Source organism: Ferroplasma sp. Type II (assembly GCF_000496155.1).
The window spans coordinates 1-19,418 of sequence record NZ_KI542743.1 but is presented as its reverse complement, the minus strand read 5'-3'; the positions used below and the strand labels follow the sequence as shown (position 1 = coordinate 19,418).

At 35.4% G+C, this 19,418-nt stretch carries 17 protein-coding genes and 1 pseudogene; 10 read left to right on the top strand and 8 right to left on the bottom strand.

The annotated features are described in order from the left end of the window. Positions 1-795 precede the first annotated feature (795 nt). Together AMDU4_RS09030 and AMDU4_RS09025 are read left to right on the top strand one after the other, a co-directional pair. The gene (locus tag AMDU4_RS09030; protein ID WP_290704813.1) at positions 796-2,367 is read left to right on the top strand and encodes a polysaccharide biosynthesis C-terminal domain-containing protein; all 1,572 of its coding nucleotides are present in this window, start codon (positions 796-798) and stop codon (positions 2,365-2,367) included. A 38-nt stretch (positions 2,368-2,405) separates the two neighbouring features. Continuing rightward, on the top strand, positions 2,406-3,320 hold the full coding sequence (locus tag AMDU4_RS09025) for a glycosyltransferase family A protein (protein ID WP_021787672.1): 915 nt from the start codon (positions 2,406-2,408) through the stop codon (positions 3,318-3,320). Positions 3,321-3,322: 2 nt separating this feature from the next. Here the strand turns inward: AMDU4_RS09025 and AMDU4_RS09020 are convergent, their stop codons facing one another. Then, a complete protein-coding gene (locus tag AMDU4_RS09020) occupies positions 3,323-4,267 on the bottom strand; it encodes a cyclase family protein (RefSeq protein WP_021787671.1) in 945 nt (314 codons plus the stop codon). A 43-nt stretch (positions 4,268-4,310) separates the two neighbouring features. Further along, positions 4,311-6,251, bottom strand: coding sequence for an acetoacetate--CoA ligase (locus AMDU4_RS09015; protein ID WP_021787670.1), 1,941 nt, complete (start codon positions 6,249-6,251; stop codon positions 4,311-4,313). A gap of 119 nt (positions 6,252-6,370) precedes the next feature. Between AMDU4_RS09015 and hppD the strand changes: the two genes are divergently transcribed. From hppD to AMDU4_RS09000, 3 genes are read left to right on the top strand one after another with little or no spacing between them, the layout of a single operon-like run. Beyond that, positions 6,371-7,450, top strand: coding sequence for a 4-hydroxyphenylpyruvate dioxygenase (hppD, locus tag AMDU4_RS09010; protein WP_021787669.1), 1,080 nt, complete (start codon positions 6,371-6,373; stop codon positions 7,448-7,450). Next, positions 7,447-8,334, top strand: coding sequence for a fumarylacetoacetate hydrolase family protein (locus AMDU4_RS09005; protein ID WP_290704810.1), 888 nt, complete (start codon positions 7,447-7,449; stop codon positions 8,332-8,334). Before hppD ends, AMDU4_RS09005 begins: the two co-directional genes overlap by 4 nt. Next, on the top strand, positions 8,335-9,483 hold the full coding sequence (locus tag AMDU4_RS09000; protein ID WP_021787667.1) for a homogentisate 1,2-dioxygenase: 1,149 nt from the start codon (positions 8,335-8,337) through the stop codon (positions 9,481-9,483). Between the two features lie 36 nt (positions 9,484-9,519). Here the strand turns inward: AMDU4_RS09000 and AMDU4_RS08995 are convergent, their stop codons facing one another. Next, the gene (locus AMDU4_RS08995; RefSeq protein ID WP_021787666.1) at positions 9,520-10,191 is read right to left on the bottom strand and encodes a TenA family transcriptional regulator; all 672 of its coding nucleotides are present in this window, start codon (positions 10,189-10,191) and stop codon (positions 9,520-9,522) included. Between the two features lie 273 nt (positions 10,192-10,464). Then, positions 10,465-10,686, bottom strand: coding sequence for a hypothetical protein (locus tag AMDU4_RS08990; protein WP_290704807.1), 222 nt, complete (start codon positions 10,684-10,686; stop codon positions 10,465-10,467). A gap of 311 nt (positions 10,687-10,997) precedes the next feature. On the opposite strand from AMDU4_RS08990, the gene AMDU4_RS08985 reads away from it, so the two are divergent. Further along, positions 10,998-11,498 carry a hypothetical protein gene (locus AMDU4_RS08985; protein ID WP_021787664.1) on the top strand — a complete coding sequence of 167 codons (501 nt, stop codon included), beginning with the start codon at positions 10,998-11,000 and terminating at the stop codon, positions 11,496-11,498. Between the two features lie 657 nt (positions 11,499-12,155). After that, on the top strand, positions 12,156-13,919 hold the full coding sequence (locus AMDU4_RS08980; protein WP_021787663.1) for a S9 family peptidase: 1,764 nt from the start codon (positions 12,156-12,158) through the stop codon (positions 13,917-13,919). An 18-nt stretch (positions 13,920-13,937) separates the two neighbouring features. Here AMDU4_RS08980 and AMDU4_RS08975 read toward each other — a convergent pair whose 3' ends face one another. Genes AMDU4_RS08975 through AMDU4_RS08965 form a run of 3 tightly spaced genes read right to left on the bottom strand, consistent with a single transcriptional unit; the run spans position 13,938 to position 17,392 of the window. Beyond that, complete coding sequence (locus tag AMDU4_RS08975) at positions 13,938-14,729, bottom strand: tetratricopeptide repeat protein (protein ID WP_290704805.1); 792 nt, start codon at positions 14,727-14,729, stop codon at positions 13,938-13,940. Beyond that, positions 14,710-16,407 carry an ATP-binding protein gene (locus AMDU4_RS08970; RefSeq protein ID WP_021787661.1) on the bottom strand — a complete coding sequence of 566 codons (1,698 nt, stop codon included), beginning with the start codon at positions 16,405-16,407 and terminating at the stop codon, positions 14,710-14,712. Before AMDU4_RS08970 ends, AMDU4_RS08975 begins: the two co-directional genes overlap by 20 nt. Beyond that, complete coding sequence (locus AMDU4_RS08965; protein WP_021787660.1) at positions 16,400-17,392, bottom strand: Gfo/Idh/MocA family protein; 993 nt, start codon at positions 17,390-17,392, stop codon at positions 16,400-16,402. The genes AMDU4_RS08970 and AMDU4_RS08965 overlap by 8 nt, the downstream gene beginning before the upstream one ends. Before the next feature lie 152 nt (positions 17,393-17,544). Between AMDU4_RS08965 and AMDU4_RS08960 the strand changes: the two genes are divergently transcribed. Both AMDU4_RS08960 and AMDU4_RS08955 read left to right on the top strand, forming a co-directional pair. Beyond that, a complete protein-coding gene (locus tag AMDU4_RS08960) occupies positions 17,545-17,703 on the top strand; it encodes a plasmid mobilization protein (protein WP_021787659.1) in 159 nt (52 codons plus the stop codon). Between the two features lie 82 nt (positions 17,704-17,785). Then, on the top strand, positions 17,786-18,439 hold the full coding sequence (locus tag AMDU4_RS08955) for a hypothetical protein (RefSeq protein ID WP_021787658.1): 654 nt from the start codon (positions 17,786-17,788) through the stop codon (positions 18,437-18,439). 32 nt (positions 18,440-18,471) lie between these two features. On the opposite strand, the gene AMDU4_RS08950 is transcribed toward AMDU4_RS08955, so the two are convergent. Beyond that, complete coding sequence (locus AMDU4_RS08950) at positions 18,472-18,762, bottom strand: hypothetical protein (protein WP_021787657.1); 291 nt, start codon at positions 18,760-18,762, stop codon at positions 18,472-18,474. 191 nt (positions 18,763-18,953) lie between these two features. Here AMDU4_RS08950 and AMDU4_RS08945 point away from each other — a divergent pair. Further along, a pseudogene (locus AMDU4_RS08945) lies at positions 18,954-19,418 on the top strand (transposase); the annotation flags it as partial.

Below are 19,418 nucleotides of genomic sequence, written 5' to 3'. Positions count from 1 at the left end.
ANAATGAAAATAAAATAGCAAATAAGGCAGATATGAAAATAAGTATATTGCTGTATTTTATTGTTTTTCTATCCCCAAATACCCTCCCTTTTAGAATAGATAGCCATTTCCAATTCATTTAAATGAATAGTGTCTATTAATATATTTATTTTACCATATAATATGGTCAGTATAATAAATAGAAAGTTGCATAATTTCTTCGTTTGTATTCACCTTATATTATAATTTCTATCAGTGATAATATTTTTACTTATAAATCATGGTTTATGGCATTCTTTGCCCTCCATATGTATGCATTTCACCATAATTTTTTATGGTATCACATACCCAGAGTCTCTGATATCTTTCGTATTATAATATTTCAGCGTCCTTGATTTTAATACTGGTGCCATGGCATATTCATCCAGATAAATGATTCGAAAACGTGTAAGAGCTCCCGTTCTTATTTCTTTTCATATCGTCCAGTTCCTGTCCCAGAAAACCATCCCGAGATTCCGTATAAATGTACTATTTTTTGTCAGACTAAAGTAAAATATATTCTGGAACGGTTATCTGTTAAAAGATGAAACGCCATACGTACATTTAGTTAGTATTACTGCTTCACAAAACTTATATTCAATTTTATATTGAATTAATTATAAATGATGAAAAACAGGGAAAAATTGCTGATGTTGATAAAATGATAAGAAATCCTGTTATACACAGGTTTTCTATGCCTTTTTTATGTACGTAGTCTGACTGCTATTGAAGTATATTTATGCATAAGTTTTTATGCGGATTTTATATAACGTATTATTGAGTGGCATAACTGAATCTTTTAGTTCTGGCGTCACATTCCAATACTCGGCTGTGGCATCAATGTTCATATCGTCCAGTATCTTCTACTTTTTTATAGCTCATATTTTGCCGGTCAATATAGTCGGCTCAATATCGCTATTATATGCAATTATGAATATAATGGCAGTTGTATTTGTTTTTGGTCTATCTAACGGCATCCAGCACTACCTTTCATACCATCTTGTCAGGGAAAACCATTCTGCCATAATGAGACTGATGAGGCAGACAATTGCATTTTCAGTACTGCTGGCACTTGCAGCATTTATTTTCATGTTTCTTGCTTCTGGTAAGATTGCAATGCTTTTCTTCCATAGCAGTGCGTATACTCTTTCCATCAAACTTATAGGCATTGCAATAGCTGGATCAGTAATGATAAACGTCTTTGGTGCCATGCTTCTGGGATTAAACCAGTATAAAAAATATTCCCTTATTTATATATTCATTAATATTTTCACATATTTCTTTCCCCTTTCTATGCTTTTCCTAACTGGTCAATCCGTATATCTCATTGCAGGTCTGGCTTCAATCAACATATTAAGCGCAATGCTCTTCCTATTTTTTGTATACCGTATATATGGAAAGCTCAGCGGATTACAGACAAAGAGTGTAAAAGAACCTTACCATAATCTTATTTATTATTCAATACCTTTATTCTTCTCATCCATAATGGGGACAAGCGCAACCTATATTGACAGGATAGTTGTATCATATTTTATTAATCTCTCATTTCTGGGAATTTATAATTTTGCACTTATAATTGCATCTGCCGCAGCCTTTCTCGTAGCTCCTGTTTCAAATTTGCTTATACCCAAGCTCTCAACTTTCTTCTCACTGGATAACAAGGAAGGTTTTAGAAATAGCATAAGAATACTTTTAAACATAGTCTCTTTGATATACATTCCTGCAGCACTGGGTATAGCAGCCTTATCCAGAATATTATTATTTGAATTTGCAGGAAAAGCATATACAATGGCCTATTTGCCCCTTATTATAATAATGTTCGTGACATCTGTGTTTATTGGCACAACAGTGCTGGCATCAGGTATATCCAGTATAAGACGGACAAAGATCTTCATATATTCATCCGGCTTTGCGCTGGCATCAAATGTTGTCCTTTCAGTTATCCTGATTCCAAGATTCAATATAATAGGAGCAGCAGTAGCCTATTCCTCCATGAATGCAGTTAATTTTGCAATAGTCTATTATTATTCCCGGAAATTCGGTGTAAATAATTATGATATTTCCAGAATAGTAAAAATATGGATTTCATCCTTAATAATGTTCGGCATAATATTCACAATACAGGGACTATTCCCCTACACCATGATTAACATATTCATTTACATACTGGGAGGGCTTCTTATTTATCTGGCGGAAATTAAGATCTTCCGTTTGATTAGCCAGGAGGAGATGGGATACATAATATCCGTGATACCTGACAGGTTCGGCGCCATAAAATACCTTGCAAAAAGTCTTGCCTATAATGAGAAGAAAGGAAATTATGACAGGCTCTTCAGATTCATAAAATAATTTAAACATATTATATATTGTGGTAAAATGGTGTTAGAATGAATAGAAATAATAATTACATCTCAGTTATTGTCTCTGCCTATGACAGGAAGAAATACCTCTTAGAAGCTCTAAAATCAGTTACGGACCAGTCGCTTCCCAGAGATAAATATGAAATCATCCTTGTAAAGAATTTCAATGATGAAACTATTGACAAATTCGCTGAACAGAACAATATACAAAATCTTTATAGTGAGGATAAACGGTTTTCCGGCAAAATTCTTGAAGCACTTAGTGTAGCGAACGGTGATATTATATGTTTCCTTGATGACGACGATGTGTTTTATCCAAACAAACTGAGTTATGTCCATCAAAAATTCTTAGACAATGAAAAACTTTGTTATATCCATAATAAATTCTCGGCAATTGATGAAAATGGAAGAACAATAGCATATTACAACGACAATCCAGATTTCAATATGTCCTCAATAAACATAAAAAAAGAAATTATAGATATAAAGTCGTTGACTAAAGTAACTAAGAGCATTGATACGCTAATGTACCTTTTCGCCCTTGAATCAGGAATGCCAATAGAACTGGACAGTGAAACACTCACATATTACCGTGTTTCAAGTGAAAGTGTAACACATGCATTCAATGATATTGATTCATTCAGAAAATTTTCCTATAATTCTCTGAATAATATTCTTAATTCTTATGTTCAGATGCTTTCAATTTTCCATTCACAGAAAGTTCAAAAAATTTTGAAACACAAAATAAGCTTTACTAAAATTAGGTTGTATCTTTTCGGTGGGAATAGAGTGAAATTAAGGGATTATCTGAATATCCTGGTTTCTCCTACACTTGAATCAAGAACGTATGAAATTAAGGTTGCTGTGGCATCTCTATTCATGAAAAAATATACAGTTGACAAATTATATAAAAATGAAAAAGCTAAGCAGAAATATGCATAACCCTAGACTATGGCCACTGGCGACACAGGTGATGCTGTGGCACCCATGAAGGATATAGGCGAGCATATGAATAGGAAATGGTATATCTTATCCTTTGCCATAGCTTGAAGGTTAAGGTTATCAATGATATGTATCCCTGCCTTTGCTATGAGATACTGGTGTACCGGCAATCTTGTTTTTGGATCCTCTGGGGGTACAACCTCCGATGATGGCGTATCACTACCAGTTACTGAAATTTTTATTTCATCCATGTACTTTGCTAGGCCAAAGCCTATTCCTGCAGCTGAGTCATAAAATTTATCGTATTCCTCGGGATCTGAAAACAACTTTGAGGCACCTGTATGGAAGAATATGGCATCACCGGGTTCTGGAACTATGTTATTATCTTTAAGAAACTTTTTGACCTCAATTGTCCCTATGGAATAACCGCCCTCAAGAATATCAACACCATTTGCGGCTGCTGAATCAATCATAATTCCTCTTGTTATAATTGGCCCTGCATTTTCTATCCCCAGTTTTTTATATCCTGTGTTTGTCAGTGAATCCTTCACGGATATATTGTTAAAAAATTTCCCGTTGTATGCCATATGGGAAAGGGCGTCAATATGGGTTCCAGTATGGTCACACATTTCTAGCCTCCCAATTGAAGGCCCGTATTTGTTTGAGTATTTTTCAGTAAAACCATTGTCATATGGGCGCAATAATAGGTTGAAGAAGTATGGACCGTGTGTTGGCCGGTCCGCCATTCCATTATATATAATATGGGACATAGGATAAACATTCCCTTTTTTTGGTATTCCAAGAGATTTTATAATTTTCTGTGGGTTTATAAGATTCAAGTTTCCTCTCTGGTCATCAGGTCCAAATGGGGATGATAGATCATTTTCTGTATTGTACAGTGCATCTGAATTTTTATTGTTATCCTTATTTCCATCATGGTTTTCCATATATATACATGTGCAATCCATATAAAATTATAACGCACATGAATCAATAAATTATGCTGTGGATATGAATATAATAATCAAGGCAATCCGGGTTTCTGACAGAATCCATGTTAATAATGCTCTCTAGGACATTACCTTCTATGATTCTTGTGACCGGAATCTCCATTTTCTTTCCATTCAATGTATATGGAACATCCCTGGCCTGTAGAATATAATCCGGTATATGCCTTGGAGACAAATCATTTCTTATCTTTTTCCTCACGGTTTCTATTATTTTTTCTTCCATAGTGAAATTGCCTTTAAGTACAACAAACAATGCAATCCTGTATACACCCTTTGAATCATTAAAGCCTATTACAAGAGAATCCCTTATAAACTCCAAACTTTCAATAGATGAATATATCTCACCTGTTCCTATTCTTATGCCATTTCTGTTCAGTACGGAATCGGATCTTCCATATATTATTATTCTACCATGGCTGTCTACGGATATGAAATCGCCGTGTCTCCATATGCCAGGATAAAAACTGTAATAAGTTTCATAATAACGTTTTTTTTCAGGGTCACTCCATAAAAATACAGGCATATTTGGCATAGGAGCCATTATTGCCAGTTCTCCCTTTTTATTTATTAGGGGCTTCCCATCCGGACTCAATGCTTCCACGTATGAGCCAAGCCCCCTGCACTGGATCATGCCACTGTATACAGGCAATGTGGGAGAGCCAAGGCAGATGGCTGAACAGAGGTCGGTTCCACCACTAAGTGAAGACAGCCACACATCATTTTTGATATTCCTGTAAACATATTCAAAGCCCTCAGGTGAAAGCGGGCTGCCAGTTGATCCTATAAATTCAAGCTCTTTTAGGTTATATTCATTATAAATATTCAGTGAGGTATGTGTGAGGGATTCAATATATGCTGCGCTTATACCCAGATGCGTAATTCTGTATTTGTCCGATAATTTCCATATTATTCCCAAATCAGGATATGACAGGCTTCCGTCATAGAGCACTATAGTTGAACCCATAATCAGTCCACTTACAAGGACATTCCACATCATCCAGCCTGTGGTTGTTGTCCATGTAAATATGCTTTTTTCCCCTATATTCATATGAAGTCCTAAAACCTTAAAGTGTTCCAGAATTATTCCACCATGACCGTGAACTATGGCTTTTGGCTTTCCTGTTGTTCCTGATGAATAAAGGATCCATAGTGGATGTGAGAAGCTTACATTTACTGGTTTATAATCATCCTTTGAATCCGGAATTGAGTCCATTCTAAGGAAGCCGTCCATGTTAATACTGCCAGTGGTGATTGCCACACTGACATCTGGAAGCGATTTTAAAATCTCTTTTGCATTTTCTGTCCGTTGAAAAACCTTTCCGTTGTATGAATACTCAGGCGACACAATAAACACCTTTGGGGATATCTGTGAAAATCTTTCAATGACTCCCTTAATCCCAAAGTCCGGGGAACAGGATGACCATATTGCACCAATAGATGCTGAGGCAAGAAATGCAATTATGGCCTCCGGTACATTTCCTATATAGGCACAGACCCGGTCTCCTATTCCAATACCGTTCCCATTAAGGTATTCAGCCAAGCCAGACACCCGGTGCCAGAGTTCACGATAGGATAAAGTTTTGGATCCACCTGATTCATTATGGGAAATTATTGCCACCTTGTCACTGTTTCTCCTGCTGTATACATAATTAGCATAATTCAGTAGAGATCCGGGAAACCACGATGTATCAACATTATTTTCAGATAGAACAGAGGAATAATTGCCGAGATTTACGTGGAAAAAATCTGCAATATATATCCAGAAGGTTTCGGAATTGTGAACAGACCAGCTCCACAACTCTTCGTAATTATTAATCCTGATATCAGCACGCCTTGCAGTATAATCCATAAATTTCTGCATATAAGATCCTCTGGCATATTCCTGTTCAGGTGTCCAGAGCAGTTGCTCGCCCTTATCCATAATTCTTCAATATAATTTTATATAAATAAATTCCTTTCTATGGTAAAGATCTATGCTAGAGATTAACACGCATATAAAATTAACGAAATTATTAAATATAATCATGTAAATATGTTTATATGTACACCAGTGATGAATTGTTTAAAAAAATAAACCATATAGAATTTTATGTTTCCAGTGCGAAAACCTGGTCATATTTTGTGGAAAAGGGACTGGGTCTTGGTCTCAGGGGATACTCTGGACTTGAAACTGGAAACCGGGAAAAATCATCTTTTTTACTGAACAGTGGAGATATAAACCTTGTTTTTACCAGCTCAATGAAAAAGGAATCGGAAATCAACGATTCTGTTAGTCTTCACGGAGATGGAGTCAGGGATATAGCACTTGAGGTAGAAGATATTGATTATACAAAAAAACATCTTGAAGCAAACAATGTAAAAGTTTCCTCAATAAAAGAGGAAAAGGATGAATATGGAAAAATAAGGAAAGCAGTTATGATGACATACGGTGACACACTTCACACGTTAATAGAGAAAGGCGATTATAAGGGTTTTCTTCCAGGATACAGGGATGAACAAGCAGATTCAGAGGATACAGGCATATACAGGGTAGACCACGTTGTTGGAAATGTTTATGAGGGAGAAATGGACCAGTGGGTTAACTATTATATAAAAAATATGAATTTCAGCCAGCTTATAACATTTGATGACAAGATGATCAGAACTGATTATTCTGCACTGCGGTCGAAGGTTGTGAAATACAATGACAGTATAGTTTTTCCAATAAATGAACCTGCAAAGGGGTTAAAAAAATCCCAGATACAGGAATATCTGGATTACTACAATTCTCAGGGTGTCCAGCATATAGCACTGAAAACCGATAATATAATAGAAACTGTTTCAAAGATGAAGGAAAATGGAATACAGTTCCTTGAAACTCCCAAGTCATACTATGACACTCTGACAGAAAGAGTAGGAAATGTGGATGAAGATATAGACAGATTACGTGAACTCAATATACTGGTAGACCGTGATGAGGATGGATATCTTCTACAGATATTCACAAAACCCCTTACGGACAGGCCAACCTTATTCTTTGAGGTCATAGAAAGGAAGGGTGCCAAATCCTTTGGGGCGGGGAATTTTAAAGCGCTCTTTGAATCAATTGAAAGGGAACAGGCTCTGAGGGGAAATCTATGAAAATTTGCCTCATAGAACATTCTGGAAGTTACCGTTACTGTATATACAGTAATGGAAAATACTATGAGATGGCACCAATGCTTGAATTGCAGGAAAGTGATCTGGAAAAGGATTTTTATTCCCTTTACGGTAAAATTATAAATCTAAAACCAGATGAAAGATATTCCATAGAACCTGAAAATCCGAAATACGGCGTACCCATTCCAAATATGCGGTCAGTCAGAGATTTTTATGCCTTTGAGGATCACGTTAAAAATGCAAGAAAAAATAAAGGACTGCAAATGATAAAAGAATGGTATGATTTTCCTGTATTCTATTTTTCATGTACTCCAAATGTATATCCATCGGGGCATGACATAAAATACCCTGAAAAAACGAGGGCTTTTGACTATGAAATGGAGGTTGCTGCTGTGATAGGCAGGAAAATAATTGACTGCCATGAAAACTGCATGGAATCTGTATTCGGATTTTTGATTATGAACGACTGGAGTCTCAGAGATATCCAGAAAGAGGAAATGAAGGTAATGCTTGGCCCGGCAAAGGGGAAGGATTATGCCACATCATTTGGACCATTTCTGGTCACGAGGGATGAAATCACGAAGGATTCAAAAAATGGAAAAATCAATATAGAATTAAAAGGATATGTCAATGGAAAGCTGTATTCACAGAATAATTTAAAAAACATCTATTTCGACTTTAATGAACTGCTTGAACGGGCTTCAGACTCGGTACCACTACTTCCCGGTGATGTAATTGGAAGCGGAACATTTGGTACTGGATGCATACTGGAACTTGGCCCAGAAAAATACGGCTGGCTCAAGGCCGGTGATGAGGTAAGGCTGGAATCTAAACAGCTCGGTAATCTTGTAAACAGGGTGGTGTAAATGGTTTATTATGTAAAGAGGGGAAAGGTGCCTGAACAACGCCATACCTATGATATGAGGTCACATATTCCCAAAGAGGAACTGTTCGGATTGAATGCTTTTGATGGAAAATATTCTTTACTGTACCACAGGTATGACCCTGCAGAGGTGGAAAACACATCTGTGGAATACAGGGAAAAACTGTCCGCCGTGGATTTGATAGAGCACAGGCACCTTAAGACAGGGTCTCTTGGCAAACTTGACAATTTTTATACAGGTAGGCAAATACTATTTTTCAATGATACAACAACCACAGGGATAATTGACACCGATGCAACACCAGATGAGTATTTCAGAAATGCCCTATGTGATGAGGTATTTTATGTGCAGTCCGGTAAAGGTTCCATAGAATCACCCTTTGGCACTCTCAGATTCAGGCAGGGTGACTTTATATACATTCCAAAGGGAACAACTTACCGTGCTATGATTAATGAAAGGTCCTTTTTCTTTTTCACTATTTCAATGGATAATATTGACATTCCTGGGAATTATATGAACCCTTATGGGCAGATAAAAGAGGGTATGCCATATTACACCAGGGATATTGAAATACCAGAATTTAATGAAATCAATGATGGTGAAGGGGAGTACCATATAATGGTGGATTATGGAAACTACTACCTGAAGATGACAAGAAAATATCCAGTAAATGATCTGGAGGGCTATGACGGGTATCTCTATCCCTTCACGATAAATATAGATAAATTCGCCCCAGTAGTCGGAAAACTGCACATGCCACCACCGGTACACACTGTATTTGAATCAAAACATTTTATGATAGGTGCTTTTCTGCCAAGGTTATTCGATTACCACGAGCGGGCAATTCCAGTACCATATTACCATAATAACATTGATTCAGATGAGCTTATTTTCTATTCCTCTGGCAATTTTATGAGCAGAAAGGGTATTGGTGAGAAATCAATAACAATGCATGTACACGGCATGATACATGGACCGCAGCCAGGTGTTGTGGAAAAGAGCATCGGGGCAAAGAAAACGGACGAGGTTGCAATTATGGTGGAATCATATAAATGGCTTTTGCCTACTGAAAAGGCCGAATCAATAAAAGACAAAAATTATCAGTTTTCCTGGAAATCAGAGTGGGATTAACATCTAAAAAATTTTTTATTATTCTATTTAGAAAACTTATTTTTTCTCAAACAATCCGAGCCAGAATTTTTCTTCCAGATCAAGAATTCCCTTCGCACTATCTATGAATTTATCCTTCTGGTCATTACTATGCACTCCTATAACATTCTCCATGGCATCCTCATGTGTTGACTCTAATTCCCTGTGAAATGTAAAATAAAGCATGTCCATGTCCTTATATTTCCGTTCCTTTATTATTTTTAATCCGGGCAATAATTTATCCCACATTGGTATAGCCATATTTTCCAGGGCAAATTCTGCACCTAATGCATTTGCGTGGTCTGATGAGAAATATTTTCTCATGCCGTCAAGCCAGGCTTTAGTGGTTGGAAGTTGTTCCCTTTTTACCAGTTCCTCGGGCTTTAGTCCTATGGATCTTAAATATCTCCTGTAAAGCAGCTCATGTCTCTTTCCGGAATCTCCGCTTCCCAGCTCAGATACTAGGATCCCTGTGAGTTCATAGGCGTCATCTTCATTTTCAGTGCTCACCAACAACTGTGCCAGAATTTCTGGCCATTCCCTCGTGAAATGATAAAACTCAATGGAAAATCGCCTAAATTCCTCATCGGTTATATCTCCTCTGGAAAATCTGTTAATAAAATCATTGTTCGTTGCTGGATGACTCTTCACTACTTTTTTTATTTCTCCATAAAAATCCGATTGCTGCATATATTATTTAATAATTAACTATATATAACGTTTTTGAAACTACCATATAGACAATCTTAATTATATAATTTATTGTATTTCTTGCAATAGTGTTTTTTTGTATTAATATATACTGTTAATTTGAATCAGATAGGTTATACAGGTTCGACTGAAAACTAAAGAGCTTGACTTTATTACCCTTTGAAGCAGTGCATTGAAATTTTAAAAATCTTTAAACTTTTCTTCGATCCATCTTTAAGTCAATCTAAAGATGTCAATATTGGCATTTGAAAATTAGTGTCTGTCTATTTCATTATACGCCTTTTTGTATACCTCTCCTCTAATTTCTTTTATCGGAATATCTTTTAAGCTTTCTCCAATTTTAATTAAATCTTCAACCGGATTATCTGGCATACTGTATAGAACAATTCTATCTTTATATGGTACAATAAAAAATTTCTTTCCATATTTTCTGCGTATTTTCTTTGGGATATATATTTTCCCAGTTTTTTCCATTTTTAGTATTGAATGTACCATATATTGTTATTATTTACATAGCTAATAATTTTTCTGTATAAAAGGTGACAACTGTGAATATTTTGAAAGGAAGAAACAATTCAAAGCGGGGAAAAATAATCCAGGAACGCATATAAAAACCCCATAGACCTATTAATGAACATGTAGAGAATACTTCTTAAAGGGGAAATACATAGAACCTACATATTCCATAGAATTGGCAAACTGCCTGGTATATTGAGAAATAATGTTCGGGATAATCAAGCATTATATGCTGAAAATATTTATTAATAAATAAATGTTATCCAATTATGCTTAGTGTAAAATCAGTCAAAAAATATATAAACCCAATTATTAATTTACTTTTCATTTATTTGGCAGTATTAGTAGCGATATCAACAATTATTATTGTAATGGAAATACATGTCTTGATAATTTTATATGGAAAAACACCGGGAATATTGGGGTTTATGTTTTTTATCTCAATGCTTGCCTGGATTGAATCGATATATATGGCTTTTAATATAGGCAACATATATTTAATTTTAGAATCACGAAATTATGATAATATAAAAAGTCAAATGTATTATTATTCAAGTGTTACAATATTTTTATTAATATTTACAACAATAGGTTTTTTTATCTCACTTGCAAGTTTTATAGCTTCTTCATCCACAACAAATCCCTTCAACCTGAATGCAATCATAAAAACATTTTCTATTTATGTGCTCATATTATTTGGTTTGCTTTTGATGCCATTAATACTAAGAAAAATATTGGATAAAAAAATAGAAAAATTATTAATGGAATAATCTTCAACATAGGCTATTTTGGATAATATATTATATTTTTATTCTTTGTATAGCAATGGAGCATAAACATGTATATTTTATGTTCACGATTCAGTCTAGTAGTCTAGTTTTTCATTTTTTCTTTAGTAATCTTTAAAGAAGATTTTTTTTCTTTTCTTCAGATATCATGGAAGTGACAGTATATAATGCTTTCCTACAGAAGCATTACCAATATTTGAACTTGATACTTTATGATAAAAATTTAAAAATTAATATTATTTAGAACATTTTAAAAATTATGTCATGGGCGAGTTATGAAAAAATTTAATTAATTTATTATTTGATGGATAAATGGCCATTTCCTTATGGATCTTAGTAATTTGAAAAAGATTCTGTGAATGTAATACATGGGGCAAAATCTGGTATGAAGAAAGGGAATATGGAAACTGGATGGTAACTGTTCATATTTTGAAAGGAAGAAATAATTCAAAGCATGTAAGAATGAAGCCGGAACGCATATAAATAATCCATAGATCTTTTAATTAACAGGTAGAGAATACTTGTTAAAGGGGAAATACATAGAACCTACATATTCCATAGAATTGGCAAACTGCCTGGTATATTGAAAAATGCAGCAGTGTATAATCAAGTATTAATAGGAATTTGAATTATAAAATAATGGAAGATCATAAAATAGAGGATTTACTGGCATTAAAAAACATTGAAAAGGTTATAGTTGACAGTACAGGAAATAAAGTTGCAGCACTTGCAACTTGTATTTACAGGGAGTATAAGAAAAAAGAATTCCATAAATATATTTACATATACAAAGAGGATTTTACCTTAGACCACATAATAGAGGGAATGGATATCGTGTCAATTGATTTTTCCAATGATGGAAGGCTCCTTTATACAGATAAAAAAGGGTTGCACATAACAGGAACCGGTGAGTCAGAGATTAACATTAGCGTTACGGGCAACATCCAGCAAGCAATGTGGATGAATGAAAAAATACTTTTCACTGCCAAAGTAAGCGAGAAAAAGGGGCCTGATGATGCCTATTTCTTCGAAGAAAATGAACCATTAAGTGAACTCTATATACTAGATTTGGCCGGAAGCATCAGGAAAATAACCAAAAATATTCATATATGGGAATTTGACACAGACGGAGAAAACATATACGCAGTAACATCAGAGAAACCAATGGAAAGCTGCTGGTACAGGTCTAAAATTTCAAGGATAAATCTGGATGGTAAAATTGAAATGGTTTATGATCCGGATTTCCGTGAACTTGGAAAGATAAAAGTCCATAAAAACAGAGTGGCTTTCCTTGAATCCATAATGAGTGACAGAGGCGTAATATCCGGAGATATTATAGTAATAGAAAATGGGAAGGTAAAGAATATCACAGAGGGTTCTGATTCTACATATTCCCATATAGAGTTTTCTGGAGATTCTATGTATGCACTTGAAAACAAACAAGGTACATTTACTATAAGGAACCTTGATACGGAGAGCGAAATATGGAAAGGGGCAGGAATTATATTTCCAGCATTTGCACCTGCATTCTCAACCAATGGCAATGTTTTTGTTTTTGCATATTCCAGTGAGAAAGAAGTAGCAGAAGTTGTTAAAATTGAATCGGGCAAAAAAATAAAATCTTCAATTAATGGGGAACTGCAAAAACTGAAGGTTTACCCTTCAGAGACGGTTCAATGGAAATCCACAGACGGCAAAGAAATCTATGGTTTTTTTAGGGCAGAAAGTCCGGATAATCCGCTGGTGGTTTACATACATGGAGGTCCCACATCATTCTCATATCCGGCATTTATAGACAGAACTACCATGTACCTTGGAGCCGGGTTCTCTCTTTTTTTACCCAATTACAGGGGAAGCGTAGGAATGGGAAGGAAATATGCAGAATCTAACAGAGGTGATATGGGAGGAATGGACTTCGAGGATGTGATAACAGGTATAAATTATCTAAAGCAAGAGGGAAAGATAAAAACGGACAGAATATACATAACAGGGGGTTCCTACGGTGGTTATATGTCTGCACTTGCCATAATGAAATCCGATCTATTCAAGGCATCAGTATCACTTTTTGGAATTTCTGACTGGATCAGCTTTCATGGAGTGTCAAATCTCTATAACTGGGACAGGATTCATATGGACCAGAATCCCTATGACTTCCAAAAATATGATAAATTCTCTGCAATAAGAATGAAGCATGATGTCAAAACACCAATACTCCTAATGCATGGAATGGAAGACCCATATGTTCCTATTGGCCAATATTATGAATTCTACAGATTCCTGAAAGAAAACGGAAAAAATGCAAGATTGCTAATTTATCCCAGGGAAGGGCACGGCTTTACTGAGAAAGACCATATGATAAGGCAGTACAGGGAAACTATTGACTTCTTCAATAGGTACAGATAAATTAATTATCTTTTTATTCTAAGAGCCAAATATTGCCTTTACATTATTCAACGTTTTGGTGAAATCAATCCACTGCATATTTTCTACTATATATTTGAGTTCAGGAGAATTAAGATATATATAATAGGGGATCATAGTAAATTCGACTGCGTTAAGTCTATGCACCAGGTTCTTCATTTCACTGTAATGCATCATGAATTTATCATGGTTTCCACTCATTAGGTATAGCAGGCAGTAGGATCCATGGGCATAAAGCATTCCTCCGGGATATTTTATTCCTTCCTGTGTTGAGAGTGCCATGTCTGAGTACTTTAAACTGCTGGAAAAATCTCCATTCATGGAGCATGCTATGGACATGGCAGCATAAGTTTTGCCGTATTCCACTGGAGCATTGAGGTTCTTATTTATTTCAAGGGATTTATTGCCATATTCAATGGCTTTCTCGGGTTGTATCCAGCAATATGATTCTGCAAGGTTGTTGTATATTTTTCCCTGCAGGCCAAGAATATTTAGTGTTCTGGCCAGTTCTAATGAATTAAAATATTTTCCAATAGCTTCTTCAAGCATGAAATTAAATCTATAAATATGGCCTTCTATCCGGAGCAACTCTGCATAAATACCAGAATCCATGTTCGTTTCCCCTGATGCAGATTCCAGAATTTTCATAGAATCTCTAAATCTACCGGACAGGAACGTAAGGTCTCCGATCTGTATCTGGGATTTAAGATAAAGCTCATTGCCGCTACCATTTTTATATTTTGAGGATATGTCATGGAAGAGGACTCTGGCATCAGAAAATCTTCCCATCACCCGCAGTACATCGGCCTTGTAATATGAAATATAGTCGCTGTAACGGCCAAATAATCCATCTTCTATTTGAATATTCATCAGTAAATCGCTGCTCTTCTGTAGCATTCCCAGTTTTTCTGAGGTAGGCAGCATAAAGGAACTGTATTCTCTGATCATCTGGATGTGCATTCATAATCCTACCTGAAATATTCCCCACAACGTTCCAGTAACCACCATCAATAAGGAATATAGAAAGTTCAAGGAATTTCTCTCCCATATCAATGTTCTGGAGAGGCATATAAAGAAGAAGATTCATGATATTAGGGTAGAATAACAACATTGAATCAAAGGGAATACTTTTTTTATTGTCATTAAGGTATCTTATCATCCCTGAAAATATGCGGTCCATTACTGCAATTTTACTCTTGCTTAATGGATTGTTTATTACATAATCATAAAAATTGTCGTGTATTTTGTATATACCTTCGGTGTTTTCAACACGCAGAACAAATGAATGGTCTGTTATCTCCTCAAAATTTGACAGGGCAAATGGTATGTTCAGTTTCTTGACCAAGACTTCAAAAATATTAAAGTCAAAAAAGTGTATATAGGACAGTGCCGTGAAGAGAGTCCGTTCATCACTGGAGAGATGTGATAGAAATCTCGGTATTATTTCACTGGTTGGCATAATAAAATCATATCCAGAAATACCAATTTCCTTATTTCTTAAATAAATCTCAACACACAGGTCAAGGTATAAGGGAAGACCTTTGCTTGACTCTATTATTGACTTTCTTATAGCCTCATCTTCTACCGGAACAGATTTCAGGAAATAATCTGAGTCATCATAGCTGAGATAGTCAAGTATATGCTGGTCCAGTATTTCATTCCATGATGGGTCTTCCTGCTCCCATTTTATATATTCCCTGCTTCCAATTATGAATAGTGTTCTGTCTGCGGAGAGTACCATCTCCTGTATGAATTCATCCGGAATACTGTTTAAGGATGCAAAATCCTGTCTTTTGTATACTGACTCGTAGGAATCCAGGAATATGGCAAAAATTGAATTTTTATTATGAGATGCTATGGAAATATCTATTCCTAGAAGATGGGACAACCTGTCGGATATTTCCTTTGGGTTTCTGGCACATGCATCAACTGCATCTATCTCATCATGATATTCTTTAAACTGTTTAGAAGATCTTTCCCTCAACATTATGGCAATCTTATCCACAAGAGCAACAGGAATATGTACTGCTTCAAGAATATCCCCAATTATATCCCACATAACACTGTTTTTCGGTATGAATTCCCTGATCTGGTCAGTTGTTTTTCCTATTAAGGAGAGATATTTAACCATGCCATAGTCAAAAAGAACACATGGAAATTTTATCTGTTTCCGCAGGCCTAGCAAAACGGCCGCCGGGGAATTGTATTCGTGTATATCCATACCAGCAAACAGGACGTTTATGGTCAGGCCGCCTGGGATTCTCTTTCTTCTGTCTACCGTTGCCATTAATTCGGATATTAATCTCGTCTTGCCAATACCACCCACGCCATAATAAACTATGGCCTTGCGACCAATTTTTCCATCTCCTATTGCATCGAGCCACTGGTTGAATACCTTAAATGGCTCTATTCGGTCTGTGAATTTTTTTATTGCATTCTCAGTTTTTCTGGAGAATCTGCTTTCAGGCATCTGAATCACCATTATCCAGTGAACCATACATGGTACTGTACACCATTTTTCCAAATTCCTCATTTCCGCGTGCTGCAGACAATGACTCATATACTGAATCAACTAGCCCGGTGTAATGTGCAAGTAGCCGATTTTCCCTTATTGATGAAAACAACAATTCATTCGTGTCTCCATCTGTAAGTGTAGCTGTAAGTTCTGAGTGGTTCAGGCGTATTCTAGAGTTTGTTTCGGGGAACAAGAAATCTGTAAATTTTAAAGAGATGTTTGAAGCCCAGTTGATGACAGCGTATCCAAAGCCCACACTGTTATTTGTATCTGCAAATCCCATTGAGGCAGTGGAGAAAATGTCAGAATATTTGCCAGCATAACTGTCACCGAATGATAATGAATCTATCCATATATCTGGGAATATGGAGTACAGAAGGCTCAGGATGTTTGATCCACTATCTACCCAGCTGCCCAGAAGGCTGTAGGCATTATTTTTGAGCTTGCCACCGGTAAAGTATGGATCAGAAAAATATGAATAAAAACTCCCTATCCTTCCGAGCCTGTCATAGAGTGCCGGTAGTGATGACCTGAACCATGCTATCTCAGGTGAATAGACAAAATGGAATGCATTATAGATTAAGGCGTGGGAGTCATCAGCCTTCCTGAGCAAGTTATTATATTCTGTCATATTCAAAACTGATGGCTTCTCTACAACTATGTTCTTACCGGAGGAGAGAATCTCCATTGCGGTCCTGTAATGGTCATGTGTTGGTGTACATATGATGTATGCATCTATTTGACGATTTTCAAGGAGATTTACCAAATTATTATACATCTTATACCCGGTAATTTTTGAACCGGCTATCCCATTATCATATATTCCGGCAATATTTATCCTGCCGTCCTGTGATATTGCTTTTTCCCAGTACTGTGCAATATACCCATATCCCACAAATGCAACATTTACCAAATTATAGTCATTGTTTTTAATTGCCATTGAAATCAGATTCCCCGGGATAATATATCCCTTCAAAAATATAAAGGTTGGACATTTATAAATATTTGTATTGCTACGAGTCCTTTTTAGATTTGAAAAATAGGTAAGGACATATGCAAAAAGGTTATAACTTATAAAGTGTTAATTATATCATGATTAGCACTAACAAATATAATAAGATCAGTGTATATATCAGAAAAGACGAAAAGGCGGTAATAGAGGAAAAGGCATTAAAGGAAGGAGTGTCTATCTCCCGATACCTTGTACTGGCTGCACTTCATAATAACCTGAATTTTTCAAAATCTGAATAAACTAAAAATAACTATTTTTTCCCTTTTTTTATCTATTACAAATTAATTTTATAATACAATTTGCAATAATCTACCAGGTTTGATGATAATGAAGAATGGAAAAAAGATTAACAATGAAGAATACAAGGAAAAAGAGGAATTTTTAAATAAATCTAAACTCAAAGAACGAGGATGGACAGAAAGCATGATAAAAAAAATTCTTGAACACCCAGATCGAAAAGTACCCAATCCAATATATAAATCTGCTTCTCCCATGATGCTTTACAGTATGGCGAGGATTAAAAAAGCTGAACTGTCTGAAGATTTTCAAATTTATAAGAAAAAAGCTGAAAAACGTTCCAGAACAATGAAAGAGATAAGTGCCTCAAAGAAAGAAAAGCTACTTTCCCAAATAGATTTAATGGAGTTCAAAATAAGGGTCATTTCTATGGATGCTCTATTGAATAACGCTGTAAGGAATTATAATGATTTCCACGAATCAAAGTCCATAGAGTTCGAAAAATATGATTTTATCCCAATTTCAAAAAACTCTGAGAGGGAGTTTCTAGAAAGGATAATGGTTAATTATGTCAGGCACAAGCTAACCAGGTATGATAGCCACCTGGAAATTCTTGCTGGGAAAATTGGAGTTCATGAAGCCGTGTTAAAAATAAAATGCAGGATTTTAGACGAAATATCAAAATCATATCCCGAACTGGAACCAGAATGTAATAACCAGAAACAAAACGCAGTTTAACAATTTAACGAGCTATTTGGCAAATAATATATTTACATCCATAAATTTCCACAATTTAACCCAGAGGCTTCCATTAATTTGTCATAGGTCTTGATTTTTATACCTAAATATGTTAAGGCCTCATTCAATGTTATTTCACCCTTTTCATAATTTTCATTAACAATATTGATAAATTTATTTCCATATTCTGTCTTTATGTTTACGATATAATTCCCGCCCGATGATGTTGTATTTTTAATTTGTTCCTTCTTTTTAATAAATTTATCATATTCAGTTTCATAACTTTGTATATAATTTAATTTATATAATCTATAAAAAATCATTGAATACGTGACTTTACATCTATCTAAAATAATATTACTGGAAACATAGAGTTTTACAAGTTTTTTTCACTCTCATAGTGTGGGTACACAATATTATATTTATTACTAATACTGCTTTCTTCTGTGATATTCATATTTATTATACTATTTACAATCCAAATGTTTATTAATGTGGGTACACTACTTATACTATGCCATATTACACATTCAAGCGTTCCGGAAAGAATCGCTACCTTGTTCTGAGGTGGAAGAAACGTATTGGCGGTATACCAACAGTTGTGAAAGAAGTAAGTGTGGGTACAGCTGCAAACCTTGCAGAGATTCTTGAGAATGGGATCAATGATATTGTACTGAAAAGCTATACTGCAGGTTCTACACTATCTGTACTGTACATGGACAAGAAAATTGGTCTCAGAGATACTGTGAACCGCATCATAGGCCATAAGGGAAATGGTATGTCACCTGGTGATTATATGCTTCTATTCGTAATGAACCGTTTATCAGATCCATGCTCAAAGAACAGTATGGAAAAGTGGATGAACAGGGATTATGCATCCATAATATTTCCAAAGGCAAGTTCACAGGATTTCTGGAATGTGATGGATAGATTCTCTGATAAGGACATGAAAGATATACAGGACAGCATAAGGGATAAG

Bases quoted from the DNA above. Each gene is read 5' to 3' on its own strand.
- AMDU4_RS09025 (WP_021787672.1), top strand. From the start codon at position 2,406: ATGAATAGAAATAATAATTACATCTCAGTTATTGTCTCTGCCTATGAC.
- AMDU4_RS09020 (WP_021787671.1), bottom strand. From the start codon at position 4,267: ATGGAAAACCATGATGGAAATAAGGATAACAATAAAAATTCAGATGCA.
- AMDU4_RS09015 (WP_021787670.1), bottom strand. From the start codon at position 6,251: ATGGATAAGGGCGAGCAACTGCTCTGGACACCTGAACAGGAATATGCC.
- hppD (WP_021787669.1), top strand. From the start codon at position 6,371: ATGTACACCAGTGATGAATTGTTTAAAAAAATAAACCATATAGAATTT.
- AMDU4_RS09005 (WP_290704810.1), top strand. From the start codon at position 7,447: ATGAAAATTTGCCTCATAGAACATTCTGGAAGTTACCGTTACTGTATA.
- AMDU4_RS09000 (WP_021787667.1), top strand. From the start codon at position 8,335: ATGGTTTATTATGTAAAGAGGGGAAAGGTGCCTGAACAACGCCATACC.
- AMDU4_RS08995 (WP_021787666.1), bottom strand. From the start codon at position 10,191: ATGCAGCAATCGGATTTTTATGGAGAAATAAAAAAAGTAGTGAAGAGT.
- AMDU4_RS08990 (WP_290704807.1), bottom strand. From the start codon at position 10,686: ATGGAAAAAACTGGGAAAATATATATCCCAAAGAAAATACGCAGAAAA.
- AMDU4_RS08985 (WP_021787664.1), top strand. From the start codon at position 10,998: ATGCTTAGTGTAAAATCAGTCAAAAAATATATAAACCCAATTATTAAT.
- AMDU4_RS08980 (WP_021787663.1), top strand. From the start codon at position 12,156: ATGGAAGATCATAAAATAGAGGATTTACTGGCATTAAAAAACATTGAA.
- AMDU4_RS08970 (WP_021787661.1), bottom strand. From the start codon at position 16,407: ATGCCTGAAAGCAGATTCTCCAGAAAAACTGAGAATGCAATAAAAAAA.
- AMDU4_RS08965 (WP_021787660.1), bottom strand. From the start codon at position 17,392: ATGGCAATTAAAAACAATGACTATAATTTGGTAAATGTTGCATTTGTG.
- AMDU4_RS08960 (WP_021787659.1), top strand. From the start codon at position 17,545: ATGATTAGCACTAACAAATATAATAAGATCAGTGTATATATCAGAAAA.
- AMDU4_RS08955 (WP_021787658.1), top strand. From the start codon at position 17,786: ATGATAATGAAGAATGGAAAAAAGATTAACAATGAAGAATACAAGGAA.
- AMDU4_RS08950 (WP_021787657.1), bottom strand. From the start codon at position 18,762: ATGATTTTTTATAGATTATATAAATTAAATTATATACAAAGTTATGAA.